This is a genomic window from Pantoea sp. X-Soil-OKNW-556 (genome assembly GCF_059730695.1).
The window spans coordinates 2833214-2859596 of the sequence record NZ_AP035990.1 but is presented as its reverse complement, the minus strand read 5'-3'; the positions used below and the strand labels follow the sequence as shown (position 1 = coordinate 2859596).

Here is a 26383-nt window from a genome sequence, read left to right as displayed (position 1 = left end):
GCGATAAATCGCGCCATTTTTTTATGCCTGTTCCGTTCATTCTGGTGTAAACCCGGTATTCATTCCATTCCCTTCACATTCAAGCTGCATGTTTCTATCTAAGAGACAGGTCAAAATTCTGCCATTTACAGACATAACTATGTCCCTTTTTGGTTTTGTAAGTATAAAAACCTGTCTTACCTGACATAACTCAAATTGAGTAAATGCGTACTCAATCAGGACCACTTTTTTTGTGAAATTTTATGAATTTTAGATGTGTGAATTTTCATTGTTAGTAGCAAAATTCTTATTAATTGCATCATTTTTTAAGACGATTCTGATTTTGTCTGCCTAAAACGAGGTAAATTTCCATTAGAATTATTTGTTAAGTAATGTTTATGGATGTTTCCAGGAATACCGCACGTTGATATTTTGTCAGGCTTATGTAAACCTTTGCCCGATGTTAACACATGGATGATGATTTATGCTCACGGGCGGGTTTTACCAGGCTCGTGCGGTAGCTATGATGCTACAGAATGATCATAACTAATTGATTTAGATCGATTGTGATCCATGTTGCTCGCGATTAATATTCGTCACGACTTTTGCACCCTGATTGAGCGGTCTTATAAGGCAGGGTGGATTTCAGACCAGGAATGTCATAAGTAAATCTTGTGCACGCTGCTTTACCCCCTATTGAGTTGCAGATATTGATCACTTTAGTGAATGTTTTATAACTGCATATCAACCCCCTCCTGGTCTTACGCTCCCTTTTATTGCATCTGAAATACTTAATTGGAACTGATCAATTTTAAGCAGACATTTGGTCAAGAGATTCCGATAAATAGTGTGGTCAATTTTCTAAATGGTCCTGATTGCATCGGTTCGCCCGGCATTCAGTGATTTATTTTGCTAACAACCGGCCAATGGCCATTTTTTAGAGATTAATGGAACTAAACATGAAGAAAATGGTGAATCTCCGCATTGCGTTAAGCCTGCTGTTTGTCTTTGTTGTTGCAGGTTGTAAAGCGCCACCACCCATCACTGACGACACCCTGGTGACCAGCACTGTTGACGGTGTAACCCTGGTCCACCGTCATGCGGTCAATCCGCCTGCGCAGTTCAGTCCTGTCAATGACGCCTATCGCGCGCTCTACCCGACCTCGGTGATGACGCGCCCTGACTACGGCGGCAAAGTGGTGACCACGCTGAAAACCGGTGAAACCTACACGGTCCTTGGCATGGTTGAGAACAATTGGCTGGCGATTGGCGAGCAGGCGCAGCAACAGCAACAGGCCGAAGCCGCACCGACAGAAGGGCAGAAAACCGCGGCTGCGCCAGCTGCGGCCCAGCTCACTGGTTATGTCCCGTTCCGCGCTCTGGTGAAAAGCGATCTCTACGATCAAACCCTGAAAGCCGATCAGCCGAAACGTCGGGTGCGTACCGCAAAGAAAAAGACCTGCGTGTCGGTCGATGGCGACAGCAAAGCCTGTCAGAACGGTAACAGCGGTACCTGGATCATCAACTAATCTCGCTAAACATGGAGGGACAGGTGATGTTGATAAGTCGCCTGAGAAAGTGGTGTTTGCCGCTGTTCGTCCTGTTACTGGCGGCATGCAGTAGTAGCCAAACCTCAGTAGCGCGCTACAACCTGCATTTCCAGGCGCATCCGCAAATCAATGCGGGTGCGCCGCTCAAAGTTCGGGTGATGCTACTCACCTCTGACGCCGCATTTATGTCTGCCGACTTCTATTCACTACAAAACCAGCCGGGGGCAGTGCTCGGCGCTTCACTGCTCAATAACCAGGAATTCTTCCTGAGAGCAGGGCAACTCAGTAACACGCTCAGTGGTAAGAGTCTGGCCGAAGCCCGCTTCATCGGCATCATGGCGGAATATCAGACGTTGGACGGCAAAGTCTGGCGTCTGGCACTGCCCTTCCCGGACGGGGATGACAGTGCGTTCTGGCAGTTCTGGAAAAGTAACGATGGTGAGCTGAATGCCAGCATTGTGGCGGATATCAACGGCCTGCGCCTGGTTAAGCAGTAAAGGATGATTATGAACAGAGCCGAAAAGGTGGTGTGGACGGAAGGTATGTTTCTGCGCCCGCATCACTTCCAGCAGTCGGAAAATTTTCTGCACAGTACCTTACGGGAATGGGGCCAGTCCCAGCGTGTCTACACCTGGGGATTTTTTGACGTTGAATTTGATGACGCGCTGCTGCGCCAGGGCAAGCTGGCATTGAGTGCGGCCAGTGGTTGTCTGCCGGATGGCACCTTCTTCGCCTTCAGTCAGCCACAGCAGGGGCCGGCTCCTTTGGATCTGCCGGACAATGTTGATCGGGCGAAAGTGGTGCTGGCGATCCCGACGCGACGCAATGGACGCGAGGCCGTGACCTTTCAGGATGCGTCGGACTCGCTGGCGCGTTATCTCGCCTGGGAAACGGAGGTCGAGGATGACAATGCGTTGGCCGTTGGCGCGGCCACGGTGCAATTCGGTAAATTGCGCCTGCGTCTGATGCTGGAGCAAGACCTCACCGCCGAATGGACCGCGATGGGTGTGGCGCGGGTGGTGGAAAAGCGTAGCGATAACCATGTTCGTCTCGACAGTGATTACATTCCGCCCATGCTCACCCTGACCGGAAACCACGGGCTGCAAAGCATGCTGAACGACCTGCATGGCCTGATTCAGCAACGCAGCCAACAACTGAGCCAGCGCACGCCTGGTACCGGGCGATTCAACAGCGCTGATATGGTCGATTTCATGCTGCTGGCGCTGTTAAACCGGCAGCTTGGTCTGCACGCGCATCTGCAAACCTTACCGTTGCTGCATCCCGAATCCCTGTATAGCCACTGGCTACAACTGGCGTCAGAGCTATGCACCTGGTCGCCCGCCCGCACGCCTGACGCCTTCCCGCGTTATGACCATGACGATCTACATGGTTGCTTCATGCGGTTGACGTTGCAACTCCGGCAGGGGTTGTCGCAGGTGATGGAAGAGAGCGCGATTCAGTTGCCGCTGACGCAACGATCACACGGGCTGAATGTGGCCACGGTACCGGAGAGCAGCATGGTGCGCGAATTCGGCTTTGTGCTGGCGGTGAAAGCCAGCGTACCCGCCGATGCGCTAAAAACCCATTTCCCGGCGCAGATGAAAGTCGCGCCCGTCACCAAAATTCGCGATTTGGTGCAGTTGCAGTTACCTGGCCTGTCACTGATCGCCATGCCGGGTGCGCCGCCACAAATCCCGTGGCATGCGGGCTACAGCTACTTTGAACTGGATAAAAACAGCGAGCTGTGGAAGGAGATGGAGCGCTCGGGAGCCTTTGCACTTCATCTCGCCGGTGAATTTCCAGGCCTGAATATGGAGTTCTGGGCCATTCGCAGTCAGTCAGAATAATCAAAACTGAGCACGCATGATGCAGCCACAACAGAAACCGAATAGTGATGCCGCGCAGCCCGATGTTAGCCACCAGAATGTGTTGGTGGCAGCGGCAAATCCGCTGATTAACGCCATCCCGCAGATCCGGCACTCCGTTTCCCATGACGATCCCGCGCGTCTGCGTCAGCAGTTAATTGACCAGATCCGTCGCTTTGAGCTGAGCTGTCAGCAGTCTGGCCTGAGTTATGAAGTGATCATTGGTGCGCGTTACTGCCTGTGCACCGCGCTGGATGAAGCCGCCGCGCTGACGCCGTGGGGTAGCCGTGGCGTCTGGACCAGCAACGGTTTGTTGGTCACCTTTCACAATGAAACCTGGGGCGGGGAGAAGTTTTTCCAGTTGCTGGCAAAACTGTCACAAAATCCGCGTCAGCATATCCTGCTGCTGGAGTTGATCTACTTTTGCCTGCTGCTGGGTTTTGAAGGGCGTTACCGGGTACTGGACAACGGGCGTTCGCAGCTGGAAACCATCAAACAACGGCTGTTACAGATGATTAAAAGCGTCCGCGGCAGTTATGCGGCGGCGCTGTCGGTGCATCCGACCGATCAACCGGTGCTGCGCAAGCTGTGGCGTCCGATGATTCCGCTGTGGGCCTGTGCCGCAGTGGCCGCGCTCGGTGCCTGCCTGTTCTATATCATTCTTAACTGGCGACTGGGAGATTACACCACGCCGGTGCTGGCTAACATTTATCAGACCTCATTACCGGAAATGCAGATCCTTAACCCGGCACCGCCGCCACCTGCCGCGCTCAATCTGAAAACCTTCCTCAAACCGGAAATTGATGCCGGTCTGGTGGCAGTTCGCGATGAAGCCGATCAAAGCGTGGTGACGTTGAAAGGGGATGGCTTGTTTACCTCCGGTGCGACCACGGTGCGTGGCCGTTATGAAGCGGTTATCCAGCGTATTGCGGCGGCGATGAACAACGTCAGCGGCAAGATTCTGGTGGTGGGCTACAGCGATAACGTGCCGATCCGCAGCGCCCGCTTTGCCTCCAACTATGAACTCTCTCTGGCGCGCGCGCAGTCGGTTCAGACCTTGCTGCAACAGCAATTGACCCAACCGGCGCGCGTTAAAGCGGAAGGGCGCGGCGAAAGCAATCCGCTGGTGCCGAACACCAACGCCGAGAACCGTGCACGCAACCGTCGTGTAGAAATCACGCTGCTGGTGGCACCGGATGCAACGCACGCTGAACTTAACGGCCTGGCGAGAGGGAACTAATCCATGCTGAATCTGCTTTTTGCCGTGCTGACCAGCCGCCTCGCCTGGGGTTTTGTCGGCATCACGGCGCTGTCATTTATCATCTGGGTCATTGGCCCGGTGTTCTCGATTGTCGATTCGCGGCCACTGGAGCCGGAGCAGAATCGCGTGATCAGCATTGCCTTGCTGTATCTGGTGTGGGGGTTAAGCCAGGCGATACCTCGTTTCTACAACATGTGGCTCAATCGTAAGTTGATGTCGAGCCTCGAAACCCCACAGTCGGACGTGCCCGATCAGGATCGCAAACGGCTGACCAACGAGGAACAGGTGCTGGCGAGCCGTTTTGGCGAAGCCACGGAGATGCTAAAGAAAGCCCATTTCCAACGCCATCACAGCAAAGGAACGCCGTTCTGGGCGCAACGATTCAGCCGCCAGTATCTCTATCAATTGCCGTGGTACATGATCATCGGCGCACCCGGAGCCGGGAAAACCACCGCACTGGTCAACTCCGGCCTGCAATTCCCGTTGGCTGACAAGTTGGGTAAGGCGGCGCTGCGTGGCATTGGCGGTACGCGTAACTGCGACTGGTGGTTCACCAATGAAGCGGTACTGCTGGACACTGCCGGGCGCTACTCCACCCAGGAGAGTCAGCAGGAGCGCGACGCCAGCGAGTGGCACCACTTTCTTGCGCTGCTGTGCAAATATCGTGGTCGTCAGCCGATCAATGGGGTGATCGTCACCCTGAGCGTGGCGGATCTGTTGAGCCAGACACCGGAAGCGCTGCGTAATCAGGCTTTGGCGTTACGTCAGCGCTTGATGGAGTTACATGATCGTCTCGGTATCCGTTTCCCGGTCTATGTGCTGGTCACCAAGGCGGATTTGTTAAAGGGCTTCCGCAGCTATTTTGCCGGGCTGGATAAAGCACAGCGCGAGCAAATCTGGGGCTTCACCTTTCCCTGGGCGCAAGCCTCCACCGCCGATTTCGAACTCAGCAGCCAATTTCAGCAGGAATATTCGCTGCTGCAACAACGTCTGGATGCCGGATTAGCCGATACCCTGCTGGGAGAGAGCGACGCCCAGGCGCGCGCAGAAAGTTATCTGTTCCCGCAGGAGTTTGCCGCATTACGTCCGTTGCTGGCCGAGGCGCTGGAAACGTTATTCGCCCGCTCCGATTTCGAAACCCAGTTCGCACCACGCGGCATCTACTTCGCCAGTGGCACGCAGGAAGGTTTGCCGTTTGACCGCGTGATGGGGGAATTGACCCGTGCGCTCCATCTGCCGGGGCAACAGCAGGGTGAATCAGGCCGCTGGGATCAGGTGGGGAAAGACGCGCCGATTCCGCCTGGCAAGGGACAAAGCTTCTTCCTCAAGGACATGCTGGAAGATGTCGTCTTTCAGGAGTCCGGGCTGGCGGCCAGCAATCGTTGGTGGGAGCTGCGCAATCGCGCCGGTTTATGGTCTGGCTATCTGGCGTTATTGGTGGTGGTGGTGATTGCCGGGGCGTTATGGCTCACCAGTTACAGCAAAAACAAAGCCTATTTGCAGGAGATGGCGGCAAAAACGCCGCAGGTTGAGCAACTGGGTGAACAGCTACAACGCCAGGGAACCGGCGATCTGTTTGCGCTGGTGCCTTATCTCAATACGCTGCTGCATTTGCCAGAGAGTAAAGACTTTTCATTGCAGGACCCGCCACTGACGCGTCGTATGTGGTTGTACCGTGGTACTGAAGTGAGCGATGCCAGTCAGGCGCTGTACAACAAAGCGTTGAAGCAACTGTTGCTGCCCCAGGTGGCGCAAAACATCACCCGCTGGCTGCGTAATGACAACGGCAGCGATGCAGACTACAGCTACGAGGCGCTGAAGGCGTATCAGATGCTGTATCAACCGAAGCATTATGACGGCAAGTTCCTGCACGCCTGGTTGATGTTGAATATCTCGCGTGAGCTGCCGCAGAACGTGACTCAGCAGGAAGTGAAGCAACTGGCATGGCATCTGCAACAATTGCTGGAGACACAAATTCAGTCCTCGCCCTATGCGCAGGATGATGCGCTGGTAAAGCGCGAGCAGGCGCTGATTAATCAGATGCCGCTATCACAGCGCGTTTACGGACGCCTGAAGCGCCTGCTACAACGTGATGGCAGCTTACCCACCGTCAGCCTGGCTGCACTGGGTGGTCCACAAAGCGAGTTGGTGTTTTCGCGCAAAAGCGGTAAGTCGGTCAACGAGGGTGTCTCTGGCCTGTATACCCCGGAAGGGTACTGGCAGCACGTCGACAAACAGATCGCGCCGGTGACGCAGGCGCTGTACCAGGATGATGGCTGGGTGTTAGGTGGCACGACGCAACAGGAGAACAGCCAGCAGACCGATTTGGCGGTACGCCAGCTTTATATGCAGGATTACATTAGCCAATGGGAGCAGTTCCTCAGCGATATCCAGCTCAACAACAGCGCCGACCTCGCACAGCGTATCAACACGGCCCGCTTGCTCTCCGGCAACCATTCGCCGTTGCGCCAGTTGGTGATTAACCTGAGTAAAGTGCTGACGCTGACGCGCGCGCCAGCCGATGACAAAGCGGAACAGTCAACGCCGCCAGCCTCAGACAACAGCGCCACCCGCACCTTGCAGGCGTTGTTCAGCGCGCCCAAAGCCAATGCAGCGCAAAGTAGCGGCGGCGCGGCACCGGAACAGGTGGTGGGCGCGCATTTTGCCTCGATCATCGAGCTGGCGCAGCCGTTGCAGCAGGGCAGTAAAGTGCTGGCGGTGGACGATTTTCTGCACCAGATCGACGATCTGTATCGTTACCTGACTGCGGTGCAGGATGCCGCCAACAGCGGCATGCCACCGCCATCAAGTGATGCCATCAGCCGCGTGCAGGCCAGCGCCGGTCGTTTGCCGGGTACCTTGCAAAACATGGTCTCCAGCATGGCGGTAGGGGCCAGTTCGGATGCCCAGCGTCGTGATATGGATAACGTGCGCAAACGCATCCAGATGGAGGTGGGGAGTTTCTGTCAGCAGGCCATCGCCGGACGTTATCCGCTGGTGCGCACCGGCCGCAACGAAGTGACGCCCGACGATCTGGCGCGCATGTTTGCGCCGGGAAGCGGCCTGATGGACAGCTTCTTCCGCGACAACCTGGCGAACAAGGTCGATACCACCCATGCCGCGTGGCGCTTTACGCCGGGGATTGACGGCAAAACCTTACCGGGTGGCGAAGCGCTGCTGCGACCGTTCCAGCAGGCTCAGTCAATCCGCGATGCATTCTTCACCAATGGCGCGACCACGCCATCTTTCCGCGTCACCCTGCGCACGGTGAAAATGGATAACGATATCCTCACCCTGACGCTGGATGTTGACGGACAAATTCTGCGCTACAGCCACGGTCCACAGGCCGTGCAGATGGTCAACTGGCCGGGGCCGGGGGGGACCAGTCAGGTCAGGATGCAGCTTGGTTTAACCAACGGCACCACCTCAACGCTCATCACCAGCGGTCCCTGGGCGTTAAATCGCTTTTTTGATCGCGCCCGCGTGTCGCAAGCGGGTGGTTTGACCCGTGAAGCCAGTTTTAACGTCGAAGGACATCAGGTCACGCTGTCATTTACCCCCGGCAGCATTCGCAACCCGTTCCAGCTTCCCGCTTTTAGCTGCCCCTGAATCGGAGCCTTACGATGACGCAATACGCAGCCCCCGGCTGGTACGGCAAATTGCCCAGCGCGGGTGATTTTGTTAAGCGGCGCTTTCCCGATAGCTTGCTACGGCAATGGTCGCACTGGTTTCAGGTGGGTTTACACCACTGGCAAACCAGTGCTGAAGGGGAGAGCGCCCCTTCGCGCGCCTTTCTCAGTGCACCGGTGTGGAATTTTGTTGTGCCGCCCATGCTGGGTAGTCAGCTGGTACAGATGGGCAGTCTCACCGCTTCGCGTGATAGCGTGGGTCGCCACTATCCGCTGTGCGCTCTGCGCCACTTCAGCCCGACGGAGTGGTCGCCTGCGTTGTTGGCCCGCTCGGGTGATTGGTATCAACAGGTGGGAAATACCTTGTTGCGGGGGGGACGGGATAACAGCAGCCCGGAACAGTTGGATCAGGCGTTACTTAGCATTCCCCAGCCACAGCCGCCCGAAGCGGGAGAGTCATCTGACATTCTGACGATTATTGGTGACGGAGGCAGCGTGTCGAACCTGAGTTGGCAACTGCCTGCCGACAGCTTTGACCCACAGTTTTACACCAGTTTCTGGTGGACCAACCAAAGCGACGGTTTCCCGTTGTACACCCATGTGCATAGCGGCAACTTCACTGCCCAGTTGTTTTCGTTGCTGTTTGATCCGGCTGGCGGTGCGAAACCTGGACGAAATGGACTTTATCCCCCGATGTTTGAATCCTGAGGTACAACCCGCATGACTATCGATCTCGACGCACTGCTGGTGCCGATCAGCAACGACGACCCCTGCGGTGAAAACCTGGAATATCACGCTGATTTTCAGGCGATGGAACAGGCCAGCGCCGGTAAAGCCGAGCAGCAATTTGGTGAAACTATCATCCCGGCGGAACCGGCTGACTGGAACCGGGTAGAAAAACTGGCGACCGAACTGTTGAGTCGCAGCAAAGATTTACGTGTGATGCTGTCCCTCACCCAGGCATGGACCCATCTTAACGGGCTGCCGGGTTATGCGCAGGGGCTGGCGTTGATTGAACAGGCGTTGCTGCGCTATTGGGATCCCCTGTGGCCCCGCCTCGAAGAGGATGGCGAGCTGGATCCGTTCTATCGCATCAATGCGCTGGCGCTGCTGGAGGACGCCTCCTCGCTGACTGCCGCTGTTCGCCAGGCATGGCTGCTACGTCACGCCTCGGATGGCATCACCCTGCGCGATGCCATCGCCTTGTGCGATGGCAGCAAAAGCGAGACGACAGACTATCCGGGCGGCATGGCACGTTTGCGTGATGAGCTGGCGCAGCAGGGACAGCCCGCTGCCGCCACCGTGCAGCAAATTGATCAGCGTCTGCAAAGCTTGCACCACATCATTGCCGAACGACTGGGTGAAAGCGCCGTACCTGATATGACGCAAGTGCAGAAAAATTTTGCCGTGCTGGTCAGCCTGACGCAATCAGCTGAAGTGGCTGAGGTGGCACCGGACACCTCCGACGATCAACAGACCGACGCACCGGCCCCGCGCTCTGTCGCTGACTGGCGCACAGCACAGCTGACCAATCGCGCAGATGCTCAGTTGATGCTGGAAAAAGTGAAGCAATACTTCGCCCAACATGAACCCAGCCATCCGGCCCCATTAATGATTGACCGCGTCCAGCGGCTGATCGAACTCGATTTTATGGACATCATCCGCGACCTGGCGCCGGACGGCGTTCATCAGTTGCAAAACATCTTCGGACGCCACGACTAACGCCGCGTCCAACGCTTCATCACGCAGTGAGACCTGCGCGCCTTAACCCGCGCATCATTTATGGAGAAAATCATGGCCACTATGAAATCCAGCGGGCAGAAATTTATCGCCCGCAATCGCGCGCCCCGCGTTCAAATTGAATATGACGTGGAGATCTACGGCGCGGAACGCAAAATCCAGCTGCCGTTCGTGATGGGCGTACTGGCAGACCTGGCTGGCAAGCCGCTGGAACCGCAGGCTGCCGTTGATGACCGTAAATTCCTTGAGATCGATATTGATAACTTCGACGAACGTATGAAGGCGATGAAGCCGCGTGCGGCGTTCCAGGTCGATAATACCCTGACGGGAGAGGGCAAGCTGAATGTCGAGCTGACCTTTGAAAGCATGGATGATTTCTCGCCGGATGCGATTGCCCGTCATGTGGAACCGCTGAACAAACTGCTGGAAGCACGTACCCAACTTGCCAACCTGTTGACCTATATGGACGGCAAAAACGGTGCGGAAGAGTTGATTGGCAAGATTCTGCATGACCCGACGTTGTTGCAGGCACTGACGCATTTGCCGAAGCAGGCAGACGCGGCAGAAGGTAAGGAGGAGCAATAATGAGCGAGCAACGCCAACAGCAGCCACAAGGCGCATCCAGCTTCAGCCAGGATGAATTCAGCGCGTTACTGAGCAAAGAGTTTCGCCCGAAAAACGATCAGGCGCGGGAAGCGGTTGAAAGTGCGGTCAAAACCCTGGCGCAGCAGGCGCTGGAAAACACCGTCACGATTTCCAACGACTCCTATCGCACCATCCAGTCCCTGATCGCGGAAATCGACGATAAGTTATCTCAGCAGGTTAACCAGATTATTCACCACCAGGAGTTTCAGAAACTGGAAAGTGCGTGGCGTGGCCTGAGTTATCTGGTGAACAACACTGAAACGGATGAGATGCTGAAAATCCGTTTTATGAGTATCTCCAAGCAGGAGCTGGGACGGACGCTGAAGCGCTACAAAGGCGTGGGCTGGGATCGCAGCCCGCTGTTTAAGAAAATCTACGAACAGGAATATGGTCAGTTTGGTGGAGAGCCTTTCGGTTGCCTGGTTGGCGATTACTACTTCGACCACGGCCCGCAGGACGTGGAACTGCTGGGTGAGATGGCGCGTATTGGTGCCGCCGCACACTGTCCGTTTATCACCGGTGCTGCACCGGAAGTGATGCAGATGGAGTCGTGGCAGGAGCTGGCGAACCCACGCGATCTGACCAAGATTTTCCAGAACACCGAATATGCCGCCTGGCGCAGCCTGCGTGAATCGGAAGACTCACGTTACCTCGGTCTGGTGATGCCGCGCTTCCTGGCGCGTCTGCCGTACGGTATCCGTACCAATCCGGTGGACAGTTATGATTTCGAAGAGCAAACCGACGGCTCCGATCACAACAACTACGCCTGGAGCAACGCAGCCTATGCGATGGCGGCCAACATTAACCGTTCATTCAAAGAGTACGGCTGGTGTACCTCGATCCGGGGTGTGGAATCGGGCGGGGCGGTAGAAAACCTGCCGTGCCATACCTTCCCCAGCGATGATGGCGGTGTCGACATGAAATGTCCGACCGAGATCGCTATCAGCGACCGCCGTGAAGCCGAGCTGGCGAAAAACGGGTTTATGCCGCTGGTGCATCGTAAGAATTCTGACTTCGCGGCCTTTATCGGCGCACAGTCATTGCAAAAACCGGCGGAATACCACGATGCGGATGCCACCGCCAATGCGCGTCTGGCGGCACGTCTGCCGTATCTGTTTGCCTGCTGCCGCTTTGCTCATTATCTGAAGTGCATTGTGCGTGACAAAATCGGTTCCTTCCGCGAACGCGATGAGATGGAGCGCTGGCTGAACGACTGGGTGATGAACTACGTGGACGGCGACCCGGCTAACTCCTCCCAGGAAACCAAATCACGTAAACCGCTGGCGGCGGCTGAGGTTAATGTTGAGGAGCAGGAAGACAATCCGGGTTATTACGCAGCGAAATTCTTCCTGCGTCCACATTATCAGCTGGAAGGTTTGACGGTATCACTGCGTCTGGTATCGAAACTGCCTTCGCTGAAAACCAACGATAAGTAACACGCGCTTTAATCAGAGAACCTGAAGAGCAGGTTCTCTGAACCTTTTTCTTATTCACTGTTTGTGCAATGAGAACCCCTCTGAATAAACATGTAGCAATCTATTCAGAAAACGAGGCAGAGGTAAAATATGGATGGTTTTATTCAGCCCCATGCTTTCCTGTTTGCCATAACGATGCTTTTTCAAAGCAGAACGTAAATCAAGCAAGAGAAGATAATTATGGCTATTGATATGTTTTTAAAAGTTGATGGTGTGACCGGTGAATCGAAAGATTCTAACCACACCGGTTGGACCGATATTACCTCCTTTAACTGGGGCGCTACCCAACCTGGAAATATGGCGGTTGGCGGTGGCGGTGGTGCGGGTAAGGTTAATTTCAATGACCTGCATGTTGATGCATTAATTGATAAATCAACTACTGCGATCCTTAAATATTGTGCAAATGGTAAACACCTGACTAAAGTTGAGCTCTCAATTTGTAAAGCGGGTGGTCAGCAGGTCGAATATGCACGTATCACCTTAGAAGATGTGCTGGTTACAGCAGTCAATTACACCGGTTCAGACAATGGTGATACTGTAGGTATTACCTACTCCTTCCAGGCATCTAAAGTGAAACAACAATACTGGGAGCAGACCTCTACGGGTGGTAAGGGCGCGGAGAGCAGTGCTGGATGGAATATTAAGGAAAATAAAGAGGCTTAATTAGCCCTCCGGGAGACCCGTTGTGTCTCCCGGTTTGATTTTATCAGGATAAGGATGTGCTCATGAAAATTTATCATTCAGTAGGTATTCATGGTATCAATAATTCTCAGGATGTTAAGATTGTTCAAAACCTGCTGAATAAGAAGTTTTCAGCCAGATTGAGTGAGGATGGGATTTGTGGACCGAGAACAGTCCATTATATCCTTCATCTGCAAAAACAATTTATGGCGAAACCCGATGGGGTTGTAGATGTTAACGGTAAAACTTTCCGCACCTTAGCGGCTGAAGATTCACAAAGTCGTAACCCGGCACCGGCAGTTGTTCCCGTTGAGCCACAAAAATATGAAAATGTCGCTGGTGTATTAAAAGTTAAATTTGGTCAGGTAACTTTTGATGCGGAAGGTAACGATATTAAAGGTAGCGCATTTTTTAGCCGCATGATCCACTGGCCACCGACTGCATTATCTGGTGTCACTATCGGTCGGGGATATGATATTGGCAGCAGGAAAGAAACGGATAGCTATAAGGATCTTACCAGTGCAGGTGTGCCTGACAGTCAGGCAAGAATGATTGCCTCTGGCTCAGGCTTAAAAGGGGGGCAGGCAAAGATATTTGTCGATAAAAACAGAGATGCCATTGGTGAAATCAGTCATACCATGCAAAAAAATCTGTTTGAGTTGATCTATCCCGGTTATATACAGCGTGCAGCAAATAATTACCGTAACTGGACATCCTCGTTTAATGATGCGGTTGAATGGAATCAACTCAAACCGGCGATTAGGGACGTGTTGGTCGATTTTGTGTATCAGGGTTTTACGAAGGGTGCCAGCCCGATGAAAGCAGGTATGCACAATGACGTGAACGAGTTGATCACCTATATACAAAAAAGTTCGGTTATGCAATCTTATGAGAAAGGACGCCAGCGCGTTCAGTACCTCAAGCAAAAAGGATAAGCTAAATGAAAAAGATTGTACTCCTGGCGATGGTCGCATCTTTGTATCAGGTTTCAGCATTTGCTAAAGATGACTGTAATAACGCAACCAGCGATGCAGAAATCAATGCCTGTTACAAAGCATCAAAAGCAGACGCTGAGAAACAATTGAATCAGGAATATGGAAATGCAAAGAAAAGAATCGATGCTGAGTATTCCGCCTCACCGGCAGATTTACAAAGCTACACGTCAACGTTAACCGAATCCCAGCGCGGTTGGCTGAAGTACCGCGATGGTCAATGTAATCTTGAGTCTTTTATGGCTGAGAAAGGAACCATTACTCACGATACGCTTACGGATAAATGCGTCGCCAGAATTGATTTGGATCGTGTAGAGCAACTTAAAGCTATCCCTTATGAATAACCATTTCTAAGTTGTTTCTTGTTGCTGGCCCCTTTTATTTGGGGCCGTCGTTTGTATAAATAAATCTCTTCTGACCTCTTTCATTTTACTTGTGGCTAGCACATTGCTTTTTACCTTATAAGTGCACTCATTCCGTTGCGGCGCGATTTATCGCGCGGTTTAAAGTACAGAATTAACCCTTCGAAAAGAGCGCGATAAATCGCGCCGCTACCAGTCATAAAAACGCTTCCTATATTCCGCCTCTTTTCCGAGAGAGGCGCGATATAGATGCCGAACAGCTAACCGCAGGAATCCGTTATGCGCTTTACGATAATAACGACTAAACCCGGCCATCAGCCGCCGCAAACTCTTTTTGACTTCTTACCCCCCGGCGGCACCATTGGCCGTGGTGTGGATAACAACCTGGTATTACCCGATGATGACCGAACCATTTCCCGGTTACAGGCGATCGTCCATATTTCCGCCGATGGTGAATGTCGCCTGACCAATCGCGGCAATGTTACGCGTGTGCTGCTGAATGATATTCCGCTGGAACGGGGTCGCCAGGTGGAATTACAGGATGGCGATATTTTGGGCATTGATGATTACCAACTGCTGGTCAACGATATTCACGCGGCACAGCCAGCCAGCAGCGTGCCAAAACCGGCGGCCAAAGCGGCAATCATCGCGGATGAACCCCCCACTGTCAGCAGCAACACCGCCGCCATCCCCAGTGAAATCTGGGATAGCCTGGCGAAAGAGTTCTCCATTTCTGACGATTTATCGCAACGGAATAAACCAGTACCCGCTTCATCCGAGGCCCATCCGCTGACTGCCCCGGCCGCGGTTGAGCGCAACCCGGAGGATCCGCTGGCGGCGCTGATTAGCGATGCGCCCCTGGATATCGGACAGCAGCCCACCACCCATAGCCTGTTTGATGAAGGTGATGCGTTGTTTGCCGAGGAGAGCATTTTTGACGATGCGACACCCAGTGCGCTGGTGGGGCAGAAACGTGTCGCCGCGCCAACGCCAGTGGAAAACCCAACGGCAGAGCTGGACCCACTCAGCCTGTTTGGCAGCCAGAACACCCCTGATCCACGCCATCACGATGATCCACTCGGCCTGATGATGGGCGGGGCGGTGCCACTGGCACAACCGGAGGTTACGCCAGCAGCAATTCTGGAGCCTGAACCTCTGCCAGTGCCGGAGCCAGAACCGGCACCAGAGCCTGAATCAGAACCCGAACCCGAATCCGCAGACGTCAGCCCGACACCGCTGGAGTATGGTGGCATCACGCTGCCAACCCCGCAGGCGGTGCAGCGTACGCCATCACCTACACCCAAAGGGCGTCTGCGCATTGATCCGGTGGCTTCCAGCAGTCAGCGTGAAGCCGCCGCGCAAAGCAGCGGTGATGCACTGAAAGGTGAATTACTCGATGCGCTGCTGGAAGGGATGGGCTTACAGGATTTGCAGCCCACGCCACAGTTCGATCGCGACCAGATGCGCCAGTTCGGCCAGATGCTGAGCATGTTCTCACAAGGCACGGTGGCGTTACTCTCTTCACGCTCGATTCTCAAGCGTGGCGTGAAAGCCGATATGACGGTGATCCTCGACGATGCCAACAACCCGTTCAAACTGCTGCCGTCGGGCAAAACCGTGCTGATGCAGATGTTTGGCAGTCGGATGCCCGGATTTATGCCGCCACGCCAGGCTGTGCGTGATGCACTGATCGACCTTCAGGCGCATCAGTTGGGGATGATTGCCGGTATCCGCGCCATCATCGCGTCAATGCTGCAATCCTTTAACCCGGACCAGTTAGAAGAGGAAGCGCGTGAGGCGGGTTCCGTGTCTCGTCTGGCACTGCCCGGCAGTCGTAAGGCGGCATTGTGGGAGCATTTTGTTGAGCGCTACGGCGAAACCGCTGGTGAGATAGAAGACGACTTCCACACCCTGTTTGGCGAAGCCTTCCTGCACGCCTATGACATGGAAGTTAATCAGTACAAAGATTCACAAACCCACACGGATGACGCATGAATATCACTATTGCTTCCACGTCGAATCAGGGCGACCGCGCCAGCAATCAGGATCAGACCGGTGAGATCATCGGTGAACGCTCAGCCTGCTTTGTCGTCTGTGACGGCGTGGCCGGTTTCCCTGGCGGAGATGTCGCCGCCACCATCGCCCGCAGCAGCTTGATGGAGACGTTTAACGGCGAAACCCATCTGAATGCGCAGTCGATTCGTAATTATGTCAATCACGCCAATCAGGCTATCCGTCAGCAACAGAAGGCGAGCAGCGAGCACCGCCGAATGGGTACCACGCTGGTAAGCCTGTTTATCGACCGTGATTACGAGCTGGCTTACTGGGCGCATGCCGGGGACAGCCGGCTCTATCTGTTTCGGCGCGGTTATCTCTATCACGTCACCACCGATCACAGCCTGGTACAACAAATGAAGGATGCCGGGCACCAGACTGAAGGCATCAACACCAACCTGCTTTATTTTGCCCTCGGCATGGGCGATGAGCAGCGCGATGCCAGCTACAGCGATGTGGTGGAGATTGAAGACGGTGACGCCTTTCTCCTTTGCACCGACGGTTTCTGGCATGGCGTCTCGCTGGAGCAGATGCAGCAATCGTTGCATATGGTCAACACGCCGCAGGAGTGGCTCACGTTGATGCAACAAATCATTAAAAACGATCAACCGTCCAACGGTCAGCAGGACAATTTCAGTGCGCTGGCCGTGTGGGTCGGTTCGCCTCAGGACACCACCTTACTGCACTCGCTTTCTGATGCGGCGCAGTTCTTCCCTCTTCGCGATTGAGAACGCCAACATGAAATATGGATTACTGGGACTGGCGGCGTTGCTGCTGAGTACGCAGGCTATGGCCGAGAACTACCGCATTGTGCAGTCCCCGACACAGAAACTGGATGTGTGGATTGATGACGTAAAAGATAACCAACTGGCGAGCTGGTGTCAGAAGAGTGTGAACCTGCGCATTGTCACCAAAGGGGAAAAAAGTGCCACGGTGCTGGATAGCTTTCTGCCGCGTGTTGCCGGGTTGATGGCGTCGCAGTGTAAAGCGCTGCAACAGCTGCACTGGCAATTGCAGGATGCGGATGGCAATGCGCTGGCCGAAGGGAATGCTGAGCGGGAGCAAAACTGGCAACCGGTTGTCACGCCGCCACCACAAGCGGCCGTCCCGGCACCTGCGGCTCCGGCGATCAGTTCGCCACCCGCCGACACTACCCCCTGGCAGCAATTTAGCCTGCTGGATGGGTGCCACTTCCGTACCTGGTGGCAGCAACCGGCGCAATCCAGCGCCATCTTTGTACCGTCGAAGCAGGGCCTGGTATGCGGTCAGGATGGCTGGTTAAGCGGCCACAGCACCCTGACGCAGATGGGTCGCGGTGCGCCAAAGTCGGTCGACGTCACTTTTGTACAGGGTTTTCCGATTGCCGGATTAAGCAGCGGGCAACCCGCCAGCGAGCTGACCATTACCACCGTAAACCGTGAACGGATGGTGCTGGCGAATGAGAAATCGCCGGAAAGCTGGTTGGTGCTGCCATTCAGCGCACAGTTTAACGGCTGGCTGGCACCGGAGCAGGTGGTGGTGCAGATGCCCGCCAGCGAAGCCGCTGATGAAAGCGCGCTGCGCGCCCGTTTACAGGAAGTACGCAAAGTCTGGTCGCCCTGGTTACACAGTGTCGCGCCGCTGAAAGTCGAGCTGGTGGAGCAGCTGCACCCGGAGCTGCAAGATCCAGCTGCTGCCGCTTACCGCACCCTTAACTAACGCAAAAGGAGTTTGCATGGAGTCGTTACAACAACGTCTGGCAACTGCATCACTGGCGGATAATCTGGCGCAGATTACGGCGCAAATCCAGGCCAATCCAGCCGATGCCGATCTGCGCGCCGCTTTTGTCCAACTGCTGTGTCTGGCGGGCAACTGGGGACGCGCGCAGACGCAGTTGCCATCCTGGCTGGCGCTCACCCCCCAGGCGCAGCCGACCATCACCTTGCTCCAGCAGGCGATTGCCGGGGAACAGCAGCGTGCAGCGGTGTTGCGCGGTGAAGCGCAGCCGCAGTTGCCGGGCAGTGCCTGGCCGTGGTGCGAAACCCTGCTGGCGGCGTTGCAGGCCGAAGTCACGGGTGACGCGGCACGCGGTGCCGAGTTGCGGCAACAGGCGCTGGACGATGCGCAGGCCAATCCCGGCACTCTGGAGCAGCAGGATCAGCAGGTGGCGTTTTCATGGCTGATGGATGGCGACAGCCGTTTCGGTCCGGTGTGTGAGGCCATCGTCAATGGGCGTTATTACTGGGTGCCGTTTGCCGCCATCCGTGAAATGCAGTTCCAGCCACCGGCCAGCGTCACGGATTTGGTGTGGCGTCATACGTTGATCCAACTGGTAGATGGCAGCGAACAGGTGTGTCAGATTCCGCTGCGCTATCCCTTACCGGTACAGGCCGAAGAACGTTGGCTGCGTGGCAGCGTTACCGAATGGCAGCCGCTGGGCCACGATGAAAGCCAGTTTATCGGCCTTGGTCAGAAAGTCTGGTTGAGCGACAACGCGGAGTTCTCGCTGCTGGCCCTTCAGCGCCTGACCTTTAACGACATCGGGCCAGATCATGAGTCGTGATGACGGCTACGCCCAACTGCATGGGGGGTATCGTGCGCGTAAAAATCGCGACACGCTGACCTCACGCGACAAGTTGCAATCCTCGCTGCTGGATCGTCTGACGGACGATGCACCGGACAAACGTAGCGAGCCGGGTAATAGCGTGCTGATCACCCACAGCACCCTGCGTCGCCATGTACTGCGCGACTTGCAGTGGCTGTTTAACACCATCAACAACGAAGCACAGCAGGATCTCAGCCCGTATGGCGAGGTACAACGTTCGGTGTGGAATTTCGGTGTGGCACCGCTGGCCGGACAAAATATGTCAGATATCGAATGGCAGGACATCCAGCGCAAAATGACCAACGCCATTTTGCATTTTGAACCGCGCATTCTGCCGCAGGGCTTGCAGGTGCGTTGCGTCAGCGATCTGACCGCGCTTGACCTGCACAACGTGTTGTCGATTGAGATCAAAGGGCGTCTGTGGTGCGTACCGTATCCGCTGGAGTTTCTGTTTCGCACCGAGGTTGATCTGGAGAATGGTCATTTCGAATTACAGGATGCGGGGTAATCATGGACAGCAAACTACTCGACTACTACAACCGCGAACTGGCTTATCTGCGTGAGATGGGCGCAGAGTTTGCCGAACGTTATCCCAAAGTGGCAGGACGGCTGGGGATGCGCGGCATTGATATCGCCGATCCCTACGTTGAGCGACTGATGGAAGGCTTTGCGTTTCTCACCTCGCGCGTTCAACTGAAAATGGATGCCGAGTTTCCGCGCTTTTCACAACGACTGCTGGAGATGATCGCGCCGGGTTATTTAGCGCCGACACCCTCGATGGCGATAGCGCAACTGACGCCGGATAGCCGCAAAGGGGACATCAGCAACGGTTTTCTGGTGCCGCGTGGCACCATGATGGAGAGCCAGAGCCTGAAAAAATCGGGCGTCACCTGTAGTTACACCACGGCACATGACGTGATGCTGCATCCGCTGCGCATCAGCGATGTGGCGCTGGGTGGCGTACCTGGTGATATCCCACTCGGTGAGCTGAAGTTAAGCGGTCTGGGAGCGGCCAGCGCGTTGCGTATCCGCATTGAGTGTGAAGGGGTGGCCTCGCTCAGCCAACTGACGCTGGATGAGTTGATGCTCTACCTCAGCGGGCCGGATATTCAGGCGCTGAAGTTACTGGAGTTGCTGATGCAGCACCGTGTTGGCATGGTGCTGCAATCGGTGGAACCGCAGCCGCAACGTCAGGTGCTGACCGATAACGCGCTGCAACAACAAGGCTTTGCACCGGAGCAGGCGCTGCTGCCGGATGATCTGCGTAACTTCGACGGCTACCGTTTGTTGCAGGAGTATTTTGCCTTTCCAGCCCGCTTCCAGTTTATCAGTCTGCATCAGCTGGCCACGTTCCTGCCGCGCTGTGACAAAGCCACCGCGTTTGACATCATCATCCTGCTGGATAAAGCCGATGCGGATCTGGAAAGCGTGGTCGATCGCAGTCATCTGGCGCTGCACTGCACCCCGGTGATTAACCTGTTTCCGAAAATGGCAGAACGGCTGAAAGTCAGCGACAGCCAGCATGAATACCATCTGGTGGTGGATAATATCCGCCCGCTGGATTACGAAGTGCATTCGGTGCAACGTCTGTTTGCTACCGTGGCAGGGCAGCGCGAGGAGCAGGTGTTTCGCCCCTTCTGGAGCACCTTCAGCCCGGATCAGGGTGACTACGGTGCCTATTTTTCTCTGCGCCGTGAGCAGCGCACCCTGTCGGAACATGCGCAACGCTACGGCACCCGGACCGGTTATATCGGCTCCGAAGTGTTTCTCTCGCTGGTGGACGAACACCACACGCCGTGGCGTGACGAGATGCGTTACCTCTCCGCCGAGGTGATGTGTACCAGCCGCGATTTGCCGTTGATGTTGCTGCAACAGGAGCAGGGTAATTTCGTGATGCCGGATTCGATCCCGGTGAGCCAGCTGACATTGTGTAAAGGGCCGACGCCGCCGCGTCCGGCGCTGGCGGAAGGATTATCCTCCTGGCGGCTGATCAGCCATCTGCAAATGAACTACCTCAGCCTGATGGACAGCGCCGATGGTGAGGGGGCCAGCGCCTTACGCCAGCTACTGAGCCTGTACGCCAACCTGGCGGAAGCGCCAGTGGCGCGCCAGATCGAAGGTATTCGCCATTGCCAGCTCAGCGCGGTACATCGCCGAGTGCCGGAACCGGGACCGGTAGTGTTTGCGCGTGGGGTCAGCATTGCGCTGGAGGTGGATGAACAGGTGTTCTCCGGGGCCAGTCCGTGGCTGTTCGGTAGCGTACTGGAACGTGTCTTCGCGCGGCTGGTGGCGCTGAACAGCTTTACCGAACTCACCCTCAGCAGCCAGCAACGCGGCGAAGTCGGTTACTGGCCGCCACGTATGGGCCAGAAGGCGTTGTTATGAGTGAGGGCGCACAAATTATCCCGTTGTCGCGTGCCAGCCGTTTGCCAGATGATTTCTGGTCAGCGGTGATGGCGGCACCGTGGCGCTACGATCTGTTCCAGCTGCTGCGTCGGATCAATGCGCAGAGCGGCCAGCGTTATGCGCTGGGACGTGCACCGCTACCGAAGTTCGAAACGGTGCGCATCGGGCAAAAACCTTTCCTGACCTTCGCACCCGCGACCCTCGCCGGGGTGCGTGAGCGTGAGACGGATGGCCGTCATGCTATCTCTATCTACAGTTTTGGCCTGTTTGGTCCAAATGGTCCACTGCCTACGCATCTGACCGAGTATGTGCGTGAACGTATCGACCACCATCAGGATCACAGTCTGGCGGCGTTTGCCGACCTGTTTCATCATCGTGCCACCTTGCTGTTTTATCGCGCCTGGGCGGATGCGCAGCCGACGGCTTCTCTCGATCGCGGCGACGACCAACGTTTTCAGGACTATCTGGCCTGTCTGGCCGGGATTGGTTTTCCGGCACAGCAACAGGCCAGCTCGCTCAGCCTGCATGCGCGCCTGATGCTGGTGGGGCACCTCAGCCGGCATGGGCACGATGCCGAAGGGCTGGTGCGGATTCTGCGCCTTTACTTTGGCGTCCCGGTCAGGCTGGAGCAGAACCAGCCACAGTGGCTGACGCTGGATAGCCGCGATCAGGCACGTCTGGCGGCCGGACGACATATGCCGCGTTTGGGCGAGTCCGCGTTTCTCGGTGTGGCAGTGCGCGATGTGCAGCACCGTTTCCGCCTGCGGCTGGGTCCCCTCACGGCAGAACAGTACGCGCACTTCCTGCCCGATGCGCGTGGGGCCTGTGAAGTTCGCGACTGGGTACGGCACTACCTCGGCATTGAAATGCAGTGGGATCTCAGCCTGATCCTCGCCGCTGACGAGGTCAAGGGCACGACCCTGGGGGGCAATGCCCGGTTGGGTTACACCAGTTGGCTGGGGCAGCCGGCACAGCCTGTCGATCGTGAAGATTTCGTTTTTGAAGTTGAGGCTACCGCACGGTAGCCCCATCGCCTTTTCCTGTCACATAGCCTGCTTCTTCTATTACAGAGATTCGATATGTCAGAAATCAGCCGAGCCGTGTTATTCGGTAAACTGGACACGCTGTTATTTACCTCGCTGGAAAGCGCCACCGCCTTTTGCAAGCTGCGCGGCAACCCGTATGTCGAGTTGGTGCACTGGCTGCATCAACTGATGCAGCAGCAGGACGGTGACTTACAGCAGGTGATCAGTCATTTTTCACTGGATGAAAACGCGCTGACGCGGGATATCGTGGCGGCGCTCGACCGCCTGCCACGCGGCGCAAGTGCCGTCTCCGATCTCGCCGAACACATCGACAGCGCCGTGGAGCGCGCCTGGGTGTATGCCTCGCTCAAATATGCGGCCAGCCGCATTCGTGGCGGCCACCTGTTAATCGGCATGCTCAAGACCTACAGCCTTGCCAGCGTGCTGAAAGGTATTTCATCTCAGTTTTCACGCATTAACGTCGATGTCCTGCTGGATCAATTCGAGACTTTACTCGGTCACAGCAAAGAGGCGCAGCAGGCGCTGACGCAGCCGGATGTCGCCGCCGCTCCGGCAGCAGCAGGCAGCAGCACCCTGGCGCAATACGCGCAGGACCTTACCGCGCGTGCGCGTGATGGCCGTATCGATCCGGTGACGGGACGCGATGAAGAGATCCGCCAGATGGTGGATATCCTGATGCGTCGCCGCCAGAACAATCCCTTGCTGACCGGTGAAGCCGGTGTCGGCAAGACGGCGGTGGTGGAAGGGCTGGCCCTGCGCATTGCCGCCGGTGATGTGCCTGCGCCACTGCGCGATGTGCAACTCTGGCTGCTGGATATCGGCATGTTGCAGGCCGGGGCCGGGATGAAGGGCGAGTTTGAAGCGCGCCTGCAAGCGTTGATCAACGAAGTGCAATCCAGTCCCACCCCTGTTGTGTTGTTTGTGGATGAAATCCACACCCTGATTGGTGCCGGTGGGCAGCAGGGGACCGGCGACGCGGCGAACCTGCTGAAACCGGCACTGGCTCGTGGTCAGTTGCGTACCATCGGTGCCACCACCTGGGCAGAATATAAAAAATACATTGAGAAGGATCCGGCACTGACGCGCCGTTTCCAGACGGTGCAGGTGCAGGAGCCGGATGAGGCCAAAGCCATTCAGATGCTGCGCAGCACCGTCAGTGCGCTGGAAAAACATCATCAGGTGTTGCTGCTGGATGAAGCGGTCAGCGCCGCAGTCAAACTGTCGCATCGTTACATTCCGGCGCGGCAGTTACCGGATAAAGCGGTCGCGCTGCTCGATACCGCCTGTGCGCGGGTGGCGGTCAGCCAGGGGGCGCAACCTGCGGCGCTGGAAGATTGTTTACATCGTCTGGCGGCGCTCGACATTGAAGCAGAAATCGCCGGGCGCGAGGCCAAAGTGGGGCTGGGAGCACCTGATCGCCAGCAGGAGATTGCCCGGCAGCAGGCTGCACTGTGCGCCACGCGTGATGCGCTGACAGCGCGCTGGCAGCAGGAGCGGGCGCTGGTGGATCAACTTATCGCATTGCGCGCACGTTGCGTCAGTGAAGATGATACGGCGCTGCGCAGCGAACTGGACGCCACCCGGCAGCAGTTACATGACCTGCAAGGCGAAGAACCGCTGCTGTTTGCCGCGGTGGATGCCAGCGTGGTCGCCGCCGTGGTCGCCGACTGGACCGGCATCCCGCTGGGGCGCATGGTGAAGAACGAAATCGATGCGGTGCTGAATCTGGCCGATACCCTGAACCAACGGGTCATTGGTCAGCGTCATGGGCTGGATCTGATTGCGAAACGGGTTCGCACCTCACGCGCGCGGCTGGACAACCCCAATAAACCGGTTGGCGTATTTATGTTGTGCGGCCCTTCTGGCGTAGGGAAAACCGAAACCGCGCTGGCGCTGGCCGAGTCGTTGTATGGCGGCGAGCAGAACATCATCACCATCAACATGAGCGAATTCCAGGAAGCGCACACCGTCTCGACGCTGAAGGGCGCACCGCCGGGCTATGTTGGCTATGGTGAAGGTGGCGTGCTAACCGAAGCGGTGCGGCGTCGGCCATACAGCGTGGTGCTGCTGGATGAAATCGAGAAAGCTCACCCGGATGTGCATGAGTTGTTCTTCCAGGTGTTCGACAAAGGCTGGATGGAAGATGGCGAAGGACGCCATATCGATTTCCGTAACACCATTATCATCCTGACTTCCAATGTCGGTACGCAGTTGATCAGCGCGCTGTGCGCCGATCCCGAACTGCTGCCGGAGCCGGATGCACTCAGCACCGCACTGCGCAAGCCATTGCTGGAGGTATTCCCTCCGGCGCTGCTCGGACGCCTGCTGGTGGTGCCGTACTACCCATTAAGCGATGCGATGCTGGCGCAAATCGTCCGGTTACAACTGGCACGCATCGTGCGCCGTCTGGAGGAGAACCACGGTATCGCGGCAGACATCGACGATGCCGTGGTCAGCCAGATCGTGCAGCGTTGCACCGAGGTGGAATCCGGCGGCCGTATGGTCGATGCCATTCTCACCAATACCCTGTTGCCGCAAATGAGTCAGATGCTGCTCAGCGCCCATGCCCGCGATGAACGTTATCGCCGGGTACAGGTGCGAGCCGAGCAGGGCGAGTTTGTTTGCCAGTTTGCTGTCTAAAGCCGTTCGTTATCAGAGAGTTTTCGTCTATGTCGGAACACGATAATCACCTCAATGTCCCCAACGCATTGCCCCTGGGTTACCGGTTTAATGAGTTCGAGATCAAAGAAGTCATCGGCGGTGGCGGCTTTGGCATTGTCTATCGCGCCTGGGATCATCAGCTGGAGCGCGATATCGCCATCAAAGAGTTTATGCCTGCCTCGCTGGCGGTGCGCAGCGAAGGGTTAAACCTGGTGCTACGCAGCGAACGTTTTAGCAAAACCTTCCATGCCGGGTTGAACAGTTTTATTCAGGAAGCTCGCCTGCTGGCGCGTTTTAATCATCCCAACCTGTTACATGTCCTGCGCTTTTGGGTGCAGAACGACACCGCCTACATGGGGACGGCGTTTTACAGCGGCACCACGCTGTCAACGCTGCGTGCGCGCAATCCGCAGCAGATTGACGAAGCCTGGATTCGCCGCCTGTTACCGCCGTTGCTTGGGGCGATTAAAACCATTCACGAGGCGGGTTATCTGCACCGCGATATCTCACTGGACAACATCCAGATCCAGAGCAACGGTGAACCGGTGCTGCTCGATTTTGGCTCGGCACGGAAAACCATCGGCAACCTGTCCGATGAAAGCGAAACCATGCTGCGTCCCGGCTTTGCGCCGATTGAACAGTACAGCGATAACGATGAAAGCGAGCAGGGCGCGTGGACCGATATCTATGCCCTGGGTGCCGTGCTGCATACGTTGATCACCGGCGCACCGCCGCCGGTCAGCGTGGTTCGCAGTATCGAAGACAACTATCAGCCACTGGCGCAACGTCGTCCGGCGGGCTACTCCCCGGCGTTGCTGAAAGCGGTCGACAGCGCGCTGGCGCTGAAGGCAGAAGATCGCCCGCAAAGCATTGACGCATTTGCCGAGTTAATGGCGCTGCCGGAGCGGGAAGCCGAGCCGGTGCTCGCGGCAAAAATCAGCGGTCCGGGCACCATGCTGGTGCCGGTGGAGGCGGTGGAAGAAGACGTAGCGGTTTCACCGGTTAAACGTTTAATGCAACACCGCTTCGCGCTGCCAGGCCTGGTCGCTGCGGGTGTGTTGGTGGGGCTGGGCGTAGGTCTAATGATGGCCGGGGGCAGTGAAGATGCTCCGGTGCAGGCGAACAACACGCCTGTTGCGGCGCCTGTGTCACCGGCACCGGTTCCGGCAGAAAAACCGGTTGCTCCGGCACCTGTCCAGACGGCTCAGCGTGAGCCGGAACCGGCCCCTCCTGCGGCACCGGTGGCTCAGGTTTACATTCGCCTGCAACCGGGTGAGCAGGTGCAGGTGAATGGCAAGCCGCAGGCGCTGGTCCCCGCAGCGAATGGCTTTGCGGCACTGCAACTGGCACCGGGACATTACACCTTCGCCATCAGCGGCCATAACGGCGCACGCGCCCAAACGCTCACCATTGGCGCGGAAGGTGTCTGGTTGCTCGATCCTCACAGTTAAT

21 protein-coding genes are annotated in these 26383 nt (G+C 56.3%); all 21 read left to right on the top strand.

Annotation, left to right across the window (positions count from 1 at the left end):
* The first annotated feature begins 926 nt into the window (after positions 1-926).
* The 21 genes from AC6I8T_RS13465 (at position 927) to AC6I8T_RS13365 (ending at position 26382) form a co-directional block, all read left to right on the top strand.
* The gene (locus AC6I8T_RS13465; RefSeq protein WP_497834010.1) at positions 927-1508 is read left to right on the top strand and encodes an SH3 domain-containing protein; all 582 of its coding nucleotides are present in this window, start codon (positions 927-929) and stop codon (positions 1506-1508) included.
* Positions 1509-1534: 26 nt separating this feature from the next.
* Positions 1535-2026, top strand: a complete 492-nt coding sequence (gene tssJ, locus AC6I8T_RS13460) for a type VI secretion system lipoprotein TssJ (protein WP_021182742.1) — start codon at positions 1535-1537, stop codon at positions 2024-2026.
* A gap of 9 nt (positions 2027-2035) precedes the next feature.
* A complete protein-coding gene (gene tssK, locus AC6I8T_RS13455) occupies positions 2036-3376 on the top strand; it encodes a type VI secretion system baseplate subunit TssK (protein ID WP_208724035.1) in 1341 nt (446 codons plus the stop codon).
* A 16-nt stretch (positions 3377-3392) separates the two neighbouring features.
* Positions 3393-4634: a DotU family type VI secretion system protein gene (locus AC6I8T_RS13450; protein WP_497834009.1), complete on the top strand. Its 1242-nt coding sequence runs from the start codon at positions 3393-3395 to the stop codon at positions 4632-4634.
* 3 nt (positions 4635-4637) lie between these two features.
* Positions 4638-8264, top strand: coding sequence for a type VI secretion system membrane subunit TssM (gene tssM, locus AC6I8T_RS13445; RefSeq protein ID WP_497834008.1), 3627 nt, complete (start codon positions 4638-4640; stop codon positions 8262-8264).
* A 14-nt stretch (positions 8265-8278) separates the two neighbouring features.
* On the top strand, positions 8279-8992 hold the full coding sequence (gene tagF, locus AC6I8T_RS13440; RefSeq protein ID WP_497834007.1) for a type VI secretion system-associated protein TagF: 714 nt from the start codon (positions 8279-8281) through the stop codon (positions 8990-8992).
* 12 nt (positions 8993-9004) lie between these two features.
* Positions 9005-10006, top strand: coding sequence for a type VI secretion system protein TssA (gene tssA / locus AC6I8T_RS13435; protein ID WP_497834006.1), 1002 nt, complete (start codon positions 9005-9007; stop codon positions 10004-10006).
* A gap of 72 nt (positions 10007-10078) precedes the next feature.
* Entirely contained in the window at positions 10079-10609 is a 531-nt protein-coding gene (gene tssB / locus AC6I8T_RS13430; RefSeq protein ID WP_021182748.1) for a type VI secretion system contractile sheath small subunit, read from the top strand.
* The gene (gene tssC, locus AC6I8T_RS13425) at positions 10609-12105 is read left to right on the top strand and encodes a type VI secretion system contractile sheath large subunit (protein ID WP_021182749.1); all 1497 of its coding nucleotides are present in this window, start codon (positions 10609-10611) and stop codon (positions 12103-12105) included. The genes tssB and tssC overlap by 1 nt, the downstream gene beginning before the upstream one ends.
* A 219-nt stretch (positions 12106-12324) precedes the next feature.
* Positions 12325-12807, top strand: a complete 483-nt coding sequence (locus AC6I8T_RS13420) for an Hcp family type VI secretion system effector (protein WP_208724039.1) — start codon at positions 12325-12327, stop codon at positions 12805-12807.
* A gap of 62 nt (positions 12808-12869) precedes the next feature.
* Complete coding sequence (locus AC6I8T_RS13415) at positions 12870-13760, top strand: pesticin C-terminus-like muramidase (protein WP_415173490.1); 891 nt, start codon at positions 12870-12872, stop codon at positions 13758-13760.
* A 5-nt stretch (positions 13761-13765) separates the two neighbouring features.
* The gene (locus tag AC6I8T_RS13410; protein ID WP_208724041.1) at positions 13766-14161 is read left to right on the top strand and encodes a lysozyme inhibitor LprI family protein; all 396 of its coding nucleotides are present in this window, start codon (positions 13766-13768) and stop codon (positions 14159-14161) included.
* Between the two features lie 297 nt (positions 14162-14458).
* A complete protein-coding gene (tagH, locus tag AC6I8T_RS13405; RefSeq protein WP_497834005.1) occupies positions 14459-16174 on the top strand; it encodes a type VI secretion system-associated FHA domain protein TagH in 1716 nt (571 codons plus the stop codon).
* A complete protein-coding gene (locus AC6I8T_RS13400; RefSeq protein WP_021182754.1) occupies positions 16171-16962 on the top strand; it encodes a PP2C family protein-serine/threonine phosphatase in 792 nt (263 codons plus the stop codon). Before tagH ends, AC6I8T_RS13400 begins: the two co-directional genes overlap by 4 nt.
* A gap of 10 nt (positions 16963-16972) precedes the next feature.
* A complete protein-coding gene (locus AC6I8T_RS13395; RefSeq protein ID WP_497834004.1) occupies positions 16973-17932 on the top strand; it encodes a hypothetical protein in 960 nt (319 codons plus the stop codon).
* A gap of 16 nt (positions 17933-17948) precedes the next feature.
* Positions 17949-18776 carry a type VI secretion system accessory protein TagJ gene (locus tag AC6I8T_RS13390; RefSeq protein ID WP_021182756.1) on the top strand — a complete coding sequence of 276 codons (828 nt, stop codon included), beginning with the start codon at positions 17949-17951 and terminating at the stop codon, positions 18774-18776.
* A complete protein-coding gene (gene tssE, locus AC6I8T_RS13385) occupies positions 18766-19326 on the top strand; it encodes a type VI secretion system baseplate subunit TssE (protein WP_021182757.1) in 561 nt (186 codons plus the stop codon). Before AC6I8T_RS13390 ends, tssE begins: the two co-directional genes overlap by 11 nt.
* A gap of 2 nt (positions 19327-19328) precedes the next feature.
* Positions 19329-21203, top strand: a complete 1875-nt coding sequence (gene tssF, locus AC6I8T_RS13380) for a type VI secretion system baseplate subunit TssF (protein ID WP_208724044.1) — start codon at positions 19329-19331, stop codon at positions 21201-21203.
* Positions 21200-22249, top strand: a complete 1050-nt coding sequence (tssG, locus tag AC6I8T_RS13375; RefSeq protein WP_415173494.1) for a type VI secretion system baseplate subunit TssG — start codon at positions 21200-21202, stop codon at positions 22247-22249. Before tssF ends, tssG begins: the two co-directional genes overlap by 4 nt.
* Positions 22250-22303: 54 nt before the next feature.
* Positions 22304-24910 (top strand): type VI secretion system ATPase TssH, encoded by a 2607-nt coding sequence (gene tssH / locus AC6I8T_RS13370; protein WP_208724046.1) that lies wholly within the window; start codon positions 22304-22306, stop codon positions 24908-24910.
* 29 nt (positions 24911-24939) lie between these two features.
* Positions 24940-26382 carry a serine/threonine protein kinase gene (locus tag AC6I8T_RS13365; RefSeq protein WP_497834003.1) on the top strand — a complete coding sequence of 481 codons (1443 nt, stop codon included), beginning with the start codon at positions 24940-24942 and terminating at the stop codon, positions 26380-26382.
* The last annotated feature ends 1 nt before the right edge of the window (position 26383 follow it).

Coding starts and splice junctions, on each gene's coding strand:
- tssH (WP_208724046.1), top strand. CDS start 22,304: ATGTCAGAAATCAGCCGAGCCGTGTTATTCGGTAAACTGGACACGCTG.
- tssJ (WP_021182742.1), top strand. CDS start 1,535: ATGTTGATAAGTCGCCTGAGAAAGTGGTGTTTGCCGCTGTTCGTCCTG.
- tssE (WP_021182757.1), top strand. CDS start 18,766: ATGAGTCGTGATGACGGCTACGCCCAACTGCATGGGGGGTATCGTGCG.
- tagF (WP_497834007.1), top strand. CDS start 8,279: ATGACGCAATACGCAGCCCCCGGCTGGTACGGCAAATTGCCCAGCGCG.
- tssB (WP_021182748.1), top strand. CDS start 10,079: ATGGCCACTATGAAATCCAGCGGGCAGAAATTTATCGCCCGCAATCGC.
- tssC (WP_021182749.1), top strand. CDS start 10,609: ATGAGCGAGCAACGCCAACAGCAGCCACAAGGCGCATCCAGCTTCAGC.
- tssF (WP_208724044.1), top strand. CDS start 19,329: ATGGACAGCAAACTACTCGACTACTACAACCGCGAACTGGCTTATCTG.
- AC6I8T_RS13420 (WP_208724039.1), top strand. CDS start 12,325: ATGGCTATTGATATGTTTTTAAAAGTTGATGGTGTGACCGGTGAATCG.
- tssM (WP_497834008.1), top strand. CDS start 4,638: ATGCTGAATCTGCTTTTTGCCGTGCTGACCAGCCGCCTCGCCTGGGGT.
- AC6I8T_RS13415 (WP_415173490.1), top strand. CDS start 12,870: ATGAAAATTTATCATTCAGTAGGTATTCATGGTATCAATAATTCTCAG.
- tssA (WP_497834006.1), top strand. CDS start 9,005: ATGACTATCGATCTCGACGCACTGCTGGTGCCGATCAGCAACGACGAC.
- AC6I8T_RS13410 (WP_208724041.1), top strand. CDS start 13,766: ATGAAAAAGATTGTACTCCTGGCGATGGTCGCATCTTTGTATCAGGTT.
- tagH (WP_497834005.1), top strand. CDS start 14,459: ATGCGCTTTACGATAATAACGACTAAACCCGGCCATCAGCCGCCGCAA.
- tssK (WP_208724035.1), top strand. CDS start 2,036: ATGAACAGAGCCGAAAAGGTGGTGTGGACGGAAGGTATGTTTCTGCGC.
- AC6I8T_RS13395 (WP_497834004.1), top strand. CDS start 16,973: ATGAAATATGGATTACTGGGACTGGCGGCGTTGCTGCTGAGTACGCAG.
- AC6I8T_RS13450 (WP_497834009.1), top strand. CDS start 3,393: ATGATGCAGCCACAACAGAAACCGAATAGTGATGCCGCGCAGCCCGAT.
- AC6I8T_RS13400 (WP_021182754.1), top strand. CDS start 16,171: ATGAATATCACTATTGCTTCCACGTCGAATCAGGGCGACCGCGCCAGC.
- AC6I8T_RS13465 (WP_497834010.1), top strand. CDS start 927: ATGGAACTAAACATGAAGAAAATGGTGAATCTCCGCATTGCGTTAAGC.
- tssG (WP_415173494.1), top strand. CDS start 21,200: ATGAGTGAGGGCGCACAAATTATCCCGTTGTCGCGTGCCAGCCGTTTG.
- AC6I8T_RS13390 (WP_021182756.1), top strand. CDS start 17,949: ATGGAGTCGTTACAACAACGTCTGGCAACTGCATCACTGGCGGATAAT.
- AC6I8T_RS13365 (WP_497834003.1), top strand. CDS start 24,940: ATGTCGGAACACGATAATCACCTCAATGTCCCCAACGCATTGCCCCTG.